This window comes from Novosphingopyxis sp., assembly GCF_965218915.1.
Lineage (GTDB): Bacteria > Pseudomonadota > Alphaproteobacteria > Sphingomonadales > Sphingomonadaceae > Novosphingopyxis.
Map to the genome: position 1 here is coordinate 1,743,933 of NZ_OZ244708.1, position 13,001 is coordinate 1,756,933.

At 63.1% G+C, this 13,001-nt stretch carries 12 protein-coding genes; 5 read left to right on the forward strand and 7 right to left on the reverse strand.

Going from position 1 to position 13,001, the window contains the following annotated elements; all coding sequences use genetic code 11:
- Position 1: 1 nt before the first annotated feature.
- Positions 2-1,138, reverse strand: a complete 1,137-nt coding sequence (locus ACOQPC_RS08060) for a bifunctional 2-C-methyl-D-erythritol 4-phosphate cytidylyltransferase/2-C-methyl-D-erythritol 2,4-cyclodiphosphate synthase (RefSeq protein WP_420605232.1) — start codon at positions 1,136-1,138, stop codon at positions 2-4.
- 115 nt (positions 1,139-1,253) lie between these two features.
- Here ACOQPC_RS08060 and dusB point away from each other — a divergent pair, with 115 nt between their 5' ends.
- The 5 genes from dusB to hflX all read left to right on the forward strand — a co-directional run bounded on the left by dusB (position 1,254) and on the right by hflX (position 7,953).
- Positions 1,254-2,252 carry a tRNA dihydrouridine synthase DusB gene (gene dusB / locus ACOQPC_RS08065; RefSeq protein WP_420605233.1) on the forward strand — a complete coding sequence of 333 codons (999 nt, stop codon included), beginning with the start codon at positions 1,254-1,256 and terminating at the stop codon, positions 2,250-2,252.
- Positions 2,253-2,354: 102 nt separating this feature from the next.
- Positions 2,355-4,622: an ATP-binding protein gene (locus tag ACOQPC_RS08070; protein WP_420605234.1), complete on the forward strand. Its 2,268-nt coding sequence runs from the start codon at positions 2,355-2,357 to the stop codon at positions 4,620-4,622.
- 2 nt (positions 4,623-4,624) lie between these two features.
- Entirely contained in the window at positions 4,625-6,010 is a 1,386-nt protein-coding gene (locus tag ACOQPC_RS08075; RefSeq protein WP_420605235.1) for a sigma-54-dependent transcriptional regulator, read from the forward strand.
- A 99-nt stretch (positions 6,011-6,109) separates the two neighbouring features.
- Positions 6,110-6,604 carry an RNA chaperone Hfq gene (hfq, locus tag ACOQPC_RS08080; RefSeq protein ID WP_420605236.1) on the forward strand — a complete coding sequence of 165 codons (495 nt, stop codon included), beginning with the start codon at positions 6,110-6,112 and terminating at the stop codon, positions 6,602-6,604.
- The gene (gene hflX, locus ACOQPC_RS08085) at positions 6,601-7,953 is read left to right on the forward strand and encodes a GTPase HflX (protein WP_420605237.1); all 1,353 of its coding nucleotides are present in this window, start codon (positions 6,601-6,603) and stop codon (positions 7,951-7,953) included. Before hfq ends, hflX begins: the two co-directional genes overlap by 4 nt.
- Here the strand turns inward: hflX and mazG are convergent.
- Genes mazG through ACOQPC_RS08115 form a run of 6 tightly spaced genes read right to left on the reverse strand, consistent with a single transcriptional unit; the run spans position 7,932 to position 12,999 of the window.
- A complete protein-coding gene (mazG, locus tag ACOQPC_RS08090; RefSeq protein ID WP_420605238.1) occupies positions 7,932-8,702 on the reverse strand; it encodes a nucleoside triphosphate pyrophosphohydrolase in 771 nt (256 codons plus the stop codon). The genes hflX and mazG overlap by 22 nt on opposite strands.
- A gap of 21 nt (positions 8,703-8,723) precedes the next feature.
- Positions 8,724-8,900: a hypothetical protein gene (locus ACOQPC_RS08095; RefSeq protein ID WP_420605239.1), complete on the reverse strand. Its 177-nt coding sequence runs from the start codon at positions 8,898-8,900 to the stop codon at positions 8,724-8,726.
- On the reverse strand, positions 8,897-9,664 hold the full coding sequence (locus tag ACOQPC_RS08100) for an MBL fold metallo-hydrolase (protein ID WP_420605240.1): 768 nt from the start codon (positions 9,662-9,664) through the stop codon (positions 8,897-8,899). Before ACOQPC_RS08100 ends, ACOQPC_RS08095 begins: the two co-directional genes overlap by 4 nt.
- Positions 9,661-10,437, reverse strand: a complete 777-nt coding sequence (locus ACOQPC_RS08105; RefSeq protein ID WP_420605241.1) for a TatD family hydrolase — start codon at positions 10,435-10,437, stop codon at positions 9,661-9,663. Before ACOQPC_RS08105 ends, ACOQPC_RS08100 begins: the two co-directional genes overlap by 4 nt.
- The gene (gene metG / locus ACOQPC_RS08110) at positions 10,424-12,001 is read right to left on the reverse strand and encodes a methionine--tRNA ligase (RefSeq protein ID WP_420605242.1); all 1,578 of its coding nucleotides are present in this window, start codon (positions 11,999-12,001) and stop codon (positions 10,424-10,426) included. The genes ACOQPC_RS08105 and metG overlap by 14 nt, the downstream gene beginning before the upstream one ends.
- On the reverse strand, positions 11,998-12,999 hold the full coding sequence (locus ACOQPC_RS08115; RefSeq protein ID WP_420605243.1) for an AAA family ATPase: 1,002 nt from the start codon (positions 12,997-12,999) through the stop codon (positions 11,998-12,000). Before ACOQPC_RS08115 ends, metG begins: the two co-directional genes overlap by 4 nt.
- Positions 13,000-13,001 lie beyond the last annotated feature (2 nt).

Sequence of the window (13,001 nt, forward strand, 5' to 3'; positions counted from 1 at the left end):
GTCAGTTCCTTTGTTCGAGCAGGACACAGGCCTGCGCGGCAATCGCTTCGCGCCGACCGGTATAGCCCAGTCCTTCGGTGGTCGTCGCCTTGATACTGATACGTGCCGGATCGGCACCTATGATGCGCGCGACGCTATGGCGCATTGCCTCGCGGAGCGGCCCGATCCTGGGCGCCTCGCAGATGATCGTGCAGTCGATATTGCCGATGCCGTAACTCGCTTCGGTGGCCAGGTTCACCGCATGGGCAAGAAAGCGGTCAGAGCGCGCGCCGCGCCATTGCGGGTCGCCGGGCGGAAAATGGCTGCCGATGTCGCCCGCGCCGATCGCGCCGAGCACCGCGTCGGTGATCGCGTGGAGCGCGACATCTGCATCGCTATGGCCCGAAAGGCCGAATTCATGATCGATCTGGACGCCGCACAGCCACAGCTCCTCGCCGCGGACGAGCCGGTGGACGTCGTAACCGGTGCCGATGCGTAGGGCAGGGAGCCCGCGTTGGTCTATGAAATCTTCTTCGAACGTCACCTTTTTCAGGCGCTCGTCGCCCGCCACCAGCGCAACTTCGCCGCCCGCCGCGCGGAGCATTTGCGCGTCGTCGCTGGCCTCGCGGCCATCCGGCCAGTCGCGATGCGCGGCCAGGATGGCGTCGAAGTGAAAGGCTTGCGGGGTCTGGACGCGGCGCAGCGCCTCGCGCTCGACGATCGCGCCGTCCGCCGCCCGGATCATGCTGTCGGGTACCGGCAGGGCGGGAATGGCGCCCGGTGCGCTTTCGAGCGCTGCGAGCAACGCGGCGGTAACGTGATCCGGCACATCAGCACGGGCAGCGTCGTGGATGAAGACGAAGCCCGACGCGCCCGCTTCGGCCAATTGCTCTAGTCCGCTCCGAACGCTATCTCGCCGCGTGGCCCCGCCGGTGACGTATGCGATGTCAAGACCGTCCAGCACGTCGCGGGCGCGCTCTATTTGGCCTTCGCCGATCGCCACGGTCAGCGACGTCACGCGCTCATCGCGGGCGAACCCTTCCACGCTCCAGCGGAGCAGGGGCTTGCCGCGATGGCGCCGATATTGCTTGGGAACGTCGCCGCCGACGCGGCTTCCGCTGCCCGCCGCGACGATCAGGACGTGAAGGTCTTGCGCCATAGCGGGAGCCTCTAGCGCCCCATGATCTTGTCCGCCAAGCGGTTTAACGCTAAATGGATCGGCACGCGGCGCGAAAGACCGCAGCCCTTCCACCACCAATCGGACCTTACAGACCATGCGGCTTTCGCCCATCCAGATCGGCGACATCATAATCGCGCAGCCGGTGATCCTGGCGCCGATGACCGGCGTCACCGACATGCCCTTCCGGCGCATGGTGCGGCGCTATGGTTCGGGTTTGAACGTCACCGAGATGATCGCCAGCCAGGCGATGATCCGCGAGACGCTCCAGTCGGTGCAAAAAGCGGCGTGGGATCCGGTCGAGGAACCGGTGTCGATGCAGCTGGCGGGCTGCGATCCCGAGGTAATGGCCGAGGCCGCGAAGCTCAACGAGGATCGCGGCGCGGCGATCATCGACATCAACATGGGTTGTCCCGTGAAAAAGGTCGTGAACGGCGATGCCGGGTCGGCGCTGATGCGCGACCTGCCGCTCGCCGCGAAGCTGATCGAGGCGACGGTCAAGGCGGTGGGCGTGCCGGTCACCGTCAAGATGCGCATGGGCTGGGATCACGACAGCCTCAACGCGCCCGAACTGGCGCATATCGCCGAGGATGTCGGCGCGAAGCTGATCACCGTGCACGGCCGCACGCGCAACCAGATGTACAAGGGCACCGCCGACTGGTCGTTCGTGTCAAAGGTCAAGCAGGCGGTGAAGCTGCCGGTGATCGTAAATGGCGATATCTGCGCGATCGAAGACGCGGACACCGCGCTCGATCAGAGCGGCGCGGACGGCGTGATGATCGGGCGCGGCGCTTATGGCAGGCCGTGGCTGCTGGGTCAGGTGATGCGCTGGCTCGCCGACGGCACGCGCTTGCCGGATCCGTCGATCGCCGAGCAATATCGGCTGATCAACGAACATTACCGCGCCATGCTCGATCATTATGGCGACGATGTCGGAACGCGCTGCGCCCGCAAGCATCTGGGCTGGTACGTGAAGGGCCTGCCGGGGTCGGCCGAGTGGCGCAATGCGGTGAACCAGGAACCGAACCCGGCCAAGGTCCGGGATATGCTCGCGCGATTCTACGAGCCTTATCTGGAGCGCGCCAAGGCCGCTTGAGCGTTCAACCGTTTGCGACAGGCGTCGAATCCGCTATTTCGGCCTTTTTTTGTGGTGAATCGGCCACGCCGATCCGCTAACTGTGTCCCGATGGCAACTACTATGCCCCCATTCGACGTCGAAGGCGGTCATCGCGGACCGAGCCTGTTCTCGCGCCTGACGCGGCTGGTCGGCGGCGACCGGGCGGTTCCGGTTTGGGAATGGGGCAGCGCCATTGCGATGATGCTGACCGCCGCGGTAACCTATTGGGTGCTGACCGGGCAGGACACCGGCAAGGTCCCGCTCAGTCCGGTGGTCATGGCGGTATTGCTGGTCGCCAACCTGCTTCCCGCGACGGCGATCCTGGTGCTCGCCGGGCGCCGCATGGCGCTGCGCCGCGCGGCACGTTCCTCGATCGGCAGCAAGGGGCGGCTGCACGTCCGGCTGGTCGCGCTGTTCTCGCTGATCGCCGCGGTGCCGACGCTGCTGGTCGTCATCTTCGCCTCGATCCTGTTCCAGAGCGGGGTGCAATTCTGGTTTTCGGACCCCGCGCGCGGCATGATCGAGAACGCGGTATCGCTTTCCAAAGGCTATTATGCCGAGAAACTGAACGACGTGCGCGACGAGACGCTGACCATGGCGAGCGACTTGCGCACGGTTTTGCGGCAGACCAGCTTGCAATCGACGGCATTCCAGGACGCCTATATCGTCCAGACGATCGGGCGGAAGTTCAACCAGACCGTGATCGTGCAGATCGGCGCGGACGGCAAGCAGCGCACCGCCGCCGTCGCGGGGTCGGAAGGGGAAACCAGCGGCGATCCGCAATGGCTTTCGCCCACGATATTGCGCAGTCTCCGGAGCGGAGAGCCGGTCGTCGTTCAGGCCGACGCCGACAAGATCGAATCGGCAACGGCCATTTTTCCGGAAACCGGGCTCTATCTCTATGCCGTGCGCGCGGTGAACTCAGCGGGCTTCGCAATGGGCGACCGCGCGCAGGAGGTGCTCAACGATTATCGCGCGCTGGCGGAGCGCTCGCGCCGCCTGCAGCTGCAGTTCAACGCTGCCTTGTTTCTGATATCGCTGCTGATTATCGGCGTGGCCGTCTGGGTCGCGCTGCTGGTGGCCGACCGGCTGGTCTATCCCGTGTCCGAACTGGTTCATGCCGCGCAGAATGTCGCCAATGGCAAGCTGTCCACCCGCGTGCCCATCGTCGACGATCAGCCCGACGAGATCGGAATCCTGCGGCGCTCGTTCAACCAGATGACCGAGCGACTGGAGGGCCAGACCGGCGATCTGCTGACCGCCAACAGCCAGCTCGATGCGCGCCGCGCGTTTATCGAGACCGTGCTCGAATCGGTCACCGCGGGCATCGTCAGCCTGGGCGATGACGGGTGCATTCGTCTGGCCAACAGCATCGCGCAGCAGCTGCTGGGCGGCGAGGGGGAGGACCTGATCGGCAGACCGTTGCGAGACGTGTCACCGGCGATGGCCGATCTGGTCGCGGGCGGCGAGCAGCGCGCGGTGATCCAGTTCGGCGGCGGCGACGATGCGCGCACATTGGCGGTCAATCTGTCGGTGCGGCCCGGCGCCAAGGTGCTGACGTTCGAGGATATCACCCAGCAGCTGGTCGATCAGCGCCGCGCCGCCTGGGCCGATGTCGCCCGCCGCATCGCGCACGAGATCAAGAACCCGCTGACCCCGATCCAGCTGGCCGCCGAGCGACTGAAACGCAAGTTCGGCAAGGATATCGCGCAGGACGGCGATGTGTTCGTCGAGCTTACCGGAACGATCATCCGGCAGGTTGGCGACCTCAGGAACATTGTCGACGAGTTCTCCGCCTTTGCGCGCATGCCCAAGCCTGTGTTCCGGCGCGAAAGCCTGCAGGACATGGTCAAGCAGTCGCTGCTTTTGCACGAAGTCGCGCATCCCGCCATCGCCTTCGATCTCGAAGCGCCAGGTCATGATGTCGAACTGGTATGTGACCGCCGTCAGATCGGCCAAGCGCTGACCAACATCATCAAGAATGCCGTGGAGGCGATCGATGAGCGCGCGCGTATCGATAAGCATTTCGATCTTTCGCAGGGCGAGGTCGGCGTGCGCATCTTCGAACAAGGCGAGCAGATACACGTCGAAATCGGCGACAATGGCATCGGCCTACCCGAGGATCGCGAGCGTATCATCGAGCCCTACGTGACCACGCGCGCCAGCGGCACCGGGCTTGGGCTGGCGATCGTCAAGAAAATCGTCGAGGAGCATTTCGGCGAAATCGAATTCGTCGATTCCGCGCAGGGCGGCACCTGCGTCATCCTTCACTTTTTCCCAGCGCTGCTCGGCAATCCGGGCGGTGGGAAACTAAGTGATCATCAAGACGGCCCAAAGGACCAGAACTAGCCATGTCGCTCGATATATTGATCGTCGATGACGAAAAGGACATTCGCGATCTGGTGGCCGGCGTCCTTTCCGACGAAGGCTTTGAGACCCGCACGGCGGACGGAAGCGACGCCGCCATGGATGCCATCGATGCGCGGCGTCCTGCTTTGCTGCTACTGGACGTCTGGCTGCGCGGTTCGAAGATGGACGGGCTGGAAATCCTCAAGGAAGTGAAGGATCGCGACCCGGATTTGCCGGTGATTGTCTTTTCCGGACATGGCAATATCGACACCGCGGTCGCCGCGGTGGGGCTCGGCGCGATCGACTTTATCGAAAAGCCGTTCGAAGCCGAACGGCTGATCCACTTGGTCAACCGCGCTACCGAGACCGAGCGGCTGAAGCAGGAGAACGCGGTTCTCAAGGAGAAGATTGGTCAGGCGGAGGAGCTGACGGGCAATTCGAGCACGATCAACAATGTGCGCGCCACGCTCAAACGTGTTGCCGGAACCGGCAGTCGGCTGCTCATCACCGGTCCCGCCGGGGTCGGCAAGGAAGTCGCTGCCCGCCTGCTTCACGGTTGGAGCCCGCGAGCGACGGCGGCTTTCGTAACGGTCAGCGCCGCACGCATGGCGCCGGACCATGTCGAGGAGGAATTGTTCGGGATCGAGCGCGAGGGCAGGTTGGTGCAGGCCGGACTGCTCGAGCGCGCGCATGGCGGTACCTTGTTCATCGACGAGGTCGCCGACATGCCGCTCACTACGCAAGGCAAGATTCTGCGAGTGCTGACCGATCAAAGTTTTATCCGCGTTGGCGGCAGCCGTCCGGTCAAGGTTGATGTGCGTTTTGTTTCCTCCACCGCGCGCGATCTTGCCGCCGAGATCGAGTCCAAGCGCTTCCGCGAGGATCTGTTCTACCGGCTCAACGTGGTGCCGGTCGATCTGCCGCCGCTGACCGAGCGGCGCGAGGACATCCCTTCACTGGTTCGCCATTTCGTTGCACGCTTCTCCAGCGAACAGCGCATTGCCCCTCCAGAAATCACCGAAGAAGCGATGGCCGCGCTGCAATCTTGTGAATGGCCGGGCAATGTCCGCCAGTTGCGCAACGTGATCGAGCGCACGATCATCCTGTCGCCGGTCGGACGGCGCGACACGATCGAGCTCGACATGCTGCCGCCCGAAGTGATGGGCGAGGACGGCAATTCGGGCACTGCGATCACCAATCTGATGGGCTCCCCTCTGCGCGAGGCACGCGAGACTTTCGAACGCGAATATCTACGCGTTCAGATCCGCAGATTTTCCGGGAACGTGTCACGGACGGCTTCGTTTATCGGTATGGAACGCTCCGCATTGCATCGCAAATTAAAGCTCCTCGGTATATCCGACCACAAGAAGGACGATGGCGAGAATTGACCGGAATATTCTTTTGAGTCTCAACGACGGTGCTGCGCGGACGATAGATAATAATGACCAGCGGGAGAACGGCCCCGCCAATTTCGGGGGAACAATCGAATGGCAGACGGAAATAACGGACTCCAGGACCTTTTCTTGAACAATCTTCGCAAGACCAAGACCCCGGTTACGATGTTTCTGGTCAAGGGCGTCAAGCTGCAGGGCATCATCACCTGGTTCGACAATTTTTCGGTGCTTCTGCGCCGCGACGGACAGGCGCAGCTCGTTTACAAGCACGCCATTTCCACCGTCATGGCGTCCGAGCCGCTGGACCTGAAACCGTTTGACGAAATGATGACGTCTGGCGGAAACCGGAAGGGCGTGTTGCAGGAAGTGTTTCTCCATGCCGTGCGCGACAGCGAGGAGCCGGTGACGATGTTTCTCGTCAATGGCGTGATGTTGCAAGGCACGATCCGCGCTTATGATCTGTTCTCGCTGCTGCTCGAGCGCGAGACTATGTGTCAGCTGGTGTACAAACACGCGATTTCCACGGTGCAGCCACTGCAGCCGATCAACCTCGCCGAATATAACCGCGAAGACGAAGACGAAGCTTGAGCGGTTTTTCGCTCGACCGCGAGGATGATTTCGCCCGCGGCGCCCGTACGGTGCTCGTGCTTCCCCAGATCGACCGCGAATCGGGCTTCGATGTCGCGGCGCGGCTCGAGGAGGGCAGGGGCCTCGCGCTTGCCATCGGCCTGAATGTCGTCGAATCGCGTGCCTACCGTGTGCGAGTGCCGCGCGCGGCTACCTTGCTCGGCGGTGGGCAGGTAGAGGAAATCGCCGCCACGGTCGAGCGGTTCGAAGCCGAATTGCTGATCGTCGATGCGCAATTGAGCGCGATCCAGCAGCGCAATCTGGAGGACAGGATCGGGATCAAGGTGATCGACCGCACCGGCTTGATCCTGGAAATTTTCGGCGAACGCGCGGCTACGGCGGAAGGTCGGCTTCAAGTCGAACTGGCCCATCTCGATTATCAGGCCGGGCGTCTGGTGCGCAGCTGGACCCATCTCGAACGCCAGCGCGGCGGCTTCGGTTTTCTGGGCGGTCCCGGCGAAACGCAGATCGAGGCCGATCGCCGCCTGATCCGCGATCGCATGGCCAAGCTGCGCCGCGAGCTGGAGGACGTGCGCCGCACGCGCAGCCTGCACCGCGACCGGCGCCAGCGCGCGCCTTGGCCGGTGATCGCATTGGTCGGCTACACCAATGCCGGAAAATCCACGCTTTTCAACCGCATGACGGGAAGTGACGTCATGGCGGAAGATCTGCTGTTCGCCACGCTCGATCCGACCATGCGCGAGATCGCGCTGCCCGGGCTCGACAAGGCTATCCTGTCCGACACGGTCGGCTTCGTTTCCGACCTTCCGACCGAATTGATCGCGGCGTTTCGCGCGACACTGGAGGAGGTCACTGCGGCCGACTTGATCGTCCATGTCCGCGATATTGCGCATGAAGAGAGCGAGGCGCAGCGCTGCAATGTGCTCGCGATCCTGCGCGATCTCGGCGTCAATGCCGAGGAAGATGGAGCCGATGACGGTGAAGAGAGCGTTGCCGATCCGATCCCGGTGATCGAGGTCTGGAACAAGATCGACTTGCTGGCCCCCGAGCGGCGCGGCGATCTGGCAGAAGCGGCGGATATGGACCCTGATGTGGCCATGATCTCGGCGGTTACCGGCGACGGCATCGAAGCGATGCGCGAGATGCTCGCCCGCCGGTTGACCGCCGACGACCGCGAGCAGCGCATCCATCTACCCGCCGGGGAAGGGCGTATGCTCGCCTGGCTACACGAAAATGGCCGCGTGCTGGAACAGCGGCAGCAGGGGGAGTTGCTGCAAATCGATGTGCGTATGTCGGAGAGAAATTGGGGTCGTTTCCGGCGGTTCGATCAGGCGCCCGGGCCCGATTGAGCCGCCTTGGCGGCGTTCCACAAGGCGTCGAGTTCGGCCGCCTCATGGTTGCCAAGATCTTTCTCGGCCGCGCTTTCCATGTGGCGAAAGCGCCGCTCGAACTTGACGGTGGCGGAGCGCAGCGCCTGTTCCGGATCGACCCCGCGATGCCGCGCATAATTGACCGCGGCGAACAGCAGGTCGCCGATTTCCTCATGCGTTTCGTCGGGGTTGGTCGCTGCCTCGGCCTCGTCCAGCTCCTCATATATCTTGGCCTTGGCACCCGCTGCGTCGGGCCAGTCGAAACCGACGCGCGCCGCGCGTTTCTGGATTTTCTGCGCGCGCAACAAGGCCGGGAGCGCCAGCGCCACGCCGTCGAGCACTCCGGCCGGACCGCGCTCGGCGGCCTTGATGTCCTCCCAGCGCCGCACGACCGCGCCCATCTCATTCGGCGCGCCACCGCCAAAGATATGCGGGTGGCGGCGGATCATCTTGTCGCAAATCGACGCGATGACGTCATCGATGGCGAAATGCCCGGCTTCCTCGGCCATGCGCGCATGAAACACGACCTGAAGCAGCAAGTCGCCGAGTTCGTCCTTCAGATCGCCGAGGTCGCCGCGCTCGATCGCATCGGCGACCTCATAAGCTTCCTCGATCGTATACGGCGCGATGCTGGCGAAATCCTGCGCCAGATCCCATTCGCAGCCGCCACCGGGATCGCGCAGCAGGGCCATGATCGTCACCAGATCGGAAAGAGGGCGCTCACCCATCTTTAATCGCGATAATACATATTATGTTAAGCCAGTGACTAGACGGATGATGAGATAGGCCCCGACGAAAACCGCCACCCAGATCAGCGATATCCTCAGCGCGCCCTTCATCGGCACGCGTCGCGCGGCCAAGGCGCTGATGCACAGCACCAGGATTCCGATCGCCCAGATCATCTGGATCCCGAACCCGCCGCTCATGGCCAGCTGAACTCCAGCCCGTCATAGCCTGGCTCGACATGCTCGGGCAGCTCTGCGAGCAGTGTCAGATAGTCCATCGACTGATCGAGATGCGTCAACACGGCGCGCTTGGGTTTCAGCTTGTCGATCCAGCCCAGCACCTGATCGAGATGCGAATGCGTGGGATGCGGCCGACGGCGCAGCGTATCGACAACCCACAAGTCGACGCCTTTGATCAAACTGGCAGCTTCGGGCGTCAACGCGTTGAAATCGGTACAATAAACAACCGAAACATTTTCGATATCGAAGCGTATCCCGGCCGTATCGATCGGGCCGTGCGGCAGATCGACCGTCCGCACGCGAACACCTGCGATCTTGCTGTCATCGAGCAAAGGCTCCACGCTGGCATAGGCCGGATACCCATTAAACCCTTGGAAAGCATAGGGAAAGCGATCGATCAGGATCGCGCGCGTACGATCGCGCGCATAACCGCGCACCGTGCCTTTGTTGTTGAAATAGACGCCGCGCAGTTCATCGATACCGTGGCAATGGTCGGCATGTTCATGGGTCCACAGCACCGCATCGAGCGTGCCCACGCCGGCATCGAGCAGCTGTTCGCGCAAATCCGGGCCGGTATCGACCAATATGCGCTTGCCCTCATGCTCGACAAGAATTGAGGCGCGGCGGCGGCGGTTCTTGGGATAGGCCGGATCGCAATCGCCCCAGTCATTGCCGATCCGCGGCACGCCCGAGCTGGTTCCGCAGCCAAGAATGCGCAGCTTCATCGCCGCGCCTTGGAAAACAGCCGGTAGAAATTGTCCGAAGTCGTCTCGGCAAGCCGCTCGAACGCCACATCGCGCAGTTCGGCGATATAGGTCGCGGTATCGACCACGAACGCGGGTTCGCATGGCCTGCCGCGATTTGGGACCGGCGCAAGGAACGGGCTGTCGGTCTCGACGAGCAGCCGGCCTTCAGGAACTTCGGCCGCCACCGCCTTCAATTCCTTGGCGTTCTTGAACGTCACGATGCCCGAAATCGATATATAGAGGCCGAGATCCAGCACCTTCTGCGCGAAATCCGCGCTTGCCGTGAAACAGTGGATCAGCGCCGGATAGGCCCCCTTCCCCATCTCCTCGGACAATATTTCATAGGTATCCGCCTCGGCCTCGCGCGTGTGCACGATCAGCGGCAGGCCGGTCTCGCGCGCGGCGGCAATGTGCGCGCGGAAGCCGCGGCGCTGCTGCTCGCGGTCGCTATGGTCGTAATAATAATCGAGCCCGCTCTCGCCGATACCGATGACGCGAGGGCGGTCGGCGCGGGCCACCAGCTTGGCCGTATCCATTTCGGGATGCGCATCGGCTTCATGCGGGTGAATGCCGATCGAGGCCCACACGTCGCTTTCACGGTCGGCGGTCGCCACGACAGCGTCCCATTCGCTCTCTCGCGTGGAGATATTGAGCATGGCCGAAACGCCGTGCGCGCGGGCAGCCTGCAGCACATCCTGCTGGCGATCGACCAACCCCTCATAATTGAGGTGGCAGTGGCTATCGACCAGCATCGGCGACCTCCTCCAGTTCGAGCCGCGGGAAAATGCCTTCCGGCTTGGCGAGCGGCACATCGCTGCGCACGCGCTCGGCGAACCAGTCGTTCGATCCATCGAGATCGGTCCAGGAGCGCGCGTCGACGCCCATCTGGTCGAGCAGTTTTTCGGCCGCGTCCGGAATGACCGGCGCGATGGCGATGGCGAGCGTGCGGATGGAGACGAACAGCTGGTTCAGTACCGCTTCCATGCGCGCCGGATCGGTCTTTTTCAGAGCCCAGGGCGCCTGCTCGTCGACATATTGGTTGCAGGCGAACACCGCGCGCATCCACGCCTCTATTCCTTGCGCAAAGGCGAAGCGCTCGAACGCTTCGGGAAGCTCGCTCCCGCAAGCCGCATCGACCAACGTCTGCAGTTCGCGGTCCGCCTCGGATTGCTGCCAATCATTCGAAAGCCTGCCTTCCAAACTCTTGTGAATCATGGATAAGCTGCGCTGCGCGAGATTGCCGAAGCTGTTGGAAAGATCGGCATTGGCGCGGGTCACGATCGCTTCGTCCGATATGCTGCCATCCTGACCGAAGCTGACATCGCGCATCAGGAAATAGCGGATCGCGTCGGCGCCGAACCGATCGACCAGCGCGATCGGATCGGTGACATTGCCGAGCGATTTGGATTCCTTCTGGCCCCGGTTCAGGATGAAGCCGTGCGCATGGACCTGATGCGGCAGATCGATCCCCGCGCTCATCAGGAACGCCGGCCAATAGACCGCATGAAAGCGCACGATATCCTTGCCGATCAGATGCACGTTGGCGGGCCAGTATTTCGCGACCAGCCCATCCGCATCATCCGGAAAGCCGAGACCGCTGAGATAATTGGTCAGCGCGTCGATCCACACATACATGACATGACTTGCATCGCCCGGCACCTGCACCCCCCAATCGAAACTGGTGCGCGAGATGCTGAGATCGTTGAGGCCGCCCTCGACGAAGCGCATCAATTCGTTGCGGCGGCTGTCGGGCTGGATGAACTCGGGCCGCTCGGCATAGAGAGCGAGCAGCTTTTCCTGATATTCGGACAGCTTGAAGAACCAGCTTTCCTCGACGGTCCACTCGACCGGTGTGCCCTGCGGCGACAGCTTGGCCTTGCCCTCGCCCTCGAGCAGCTCGCCCTCGGTATAATAAGCCTCGTCGCGGACCGAGTACCAGCCTTCGTAGCGGTCCCGGTAAAGATCGCCGCGCGCCTCCATGCGACGCCAGATTTCCTGCGCGGCGGCATGATTGGCGTCTTCGCTGGTGCTGATGAAGCGGTCGTATGATATGCCGTAGCGCGCGCACATCTCGGTGAAGTGCGGCGTCATCTGCGCGGCGAATTCCGCCGGTTCGAGATCGAGCTCGCGCGCGGTCTTGACCATTTTCAGGCCGTGGACGTCCACGCCGGTCTGGAAACGCACGTCATAGCCCTGCGCGCGGCGGAAGCGGGCGATGACGTCGGCGGCGATCCCCTCATAGGCATGGCCGATATGCGGCTTGCCATTGGGGTAGTTGATCGCGGTGGTGACGTAATAGGGGGTTTTGTCGGTCATTGCGCTGCATCCCTATGGGCAGACAAGCCCGCCAGCAACCGCGCCATGCGAAAAACCACGCTCTGCTTGTCGAGCGTGAGCGGCACCGCCCGCGCGGCGAGATCGCTCGCCTCGCGCCAGGCGTCGATCACCGGAGCGATATCGCGCGGCTGCGTTTCGCGCGCGATCGCGGCGAAATAGGCGGGGGCCTGTTCGAGAAACGCCAGATAGCGCTCATTGGCGGCCTTCAGCGACAATTTCTGTGCGAGTTGTGCCGCCATGCGCCCACTGCGATCACCCTCGTAATAGATTTTTGCTAATTGCTGATCGACTTCGCCGAGATCGAGTCCGTGCATGGCAATGGCGCGTCCCGGCGAGCCTTCAGACGCAATGGTCAAGGCGGCGCGGTTCCGGTGCGACAGATCGGGCAGGGCGCTGTGCAGAAAAGCGTCCATTCGCTCGGCGCCAAGGGGGTCGAAACGCTGGACGCGGCAGCGTGACCTTATGGTCGGCAGCAGCCGCTGCGGCGCGTGTGTGATGAGAAAGAATAGCGTATTTTCGGGCGGTTCTTCGAGATTCTTCAGAAGCGCATTGGCGCCGCCACGCTCCAGATCGTCGGCGGCATCGATGATGATCACGCGGCGAGGCGCGATGGCGGTTTTGGAACCGAGGAGCGGTTGAAGCTGCCGCACCTGTTCAACGCTGATATTGCGCTTGAGATCGGTTTCGTCGGCAATGTCGTCCAGGTCGAGCCCGTCTTTCCTGGGCAATCGCTGCAGGATCTTGAGATCGGGGTGCGATCCGGCGCGCATCAATGCCGCGGCCTGGCTGTCATCGGCGGATTCGAACCCGGCGCTGCCATCGCTGCCGCTCAGCAGCAGCCGCGCGGCGCGCATCGCGAAAGTCGCCTTCCCCATGCCTTTGGGGCCACTGAGCAGCCAGGCGTGGTGAAGCCGTCGCTCCGCGAGCCCCGCCAGCACCGCCGCCTCGGCCCGTTCATGTCCGACGAAATTCGCCATAG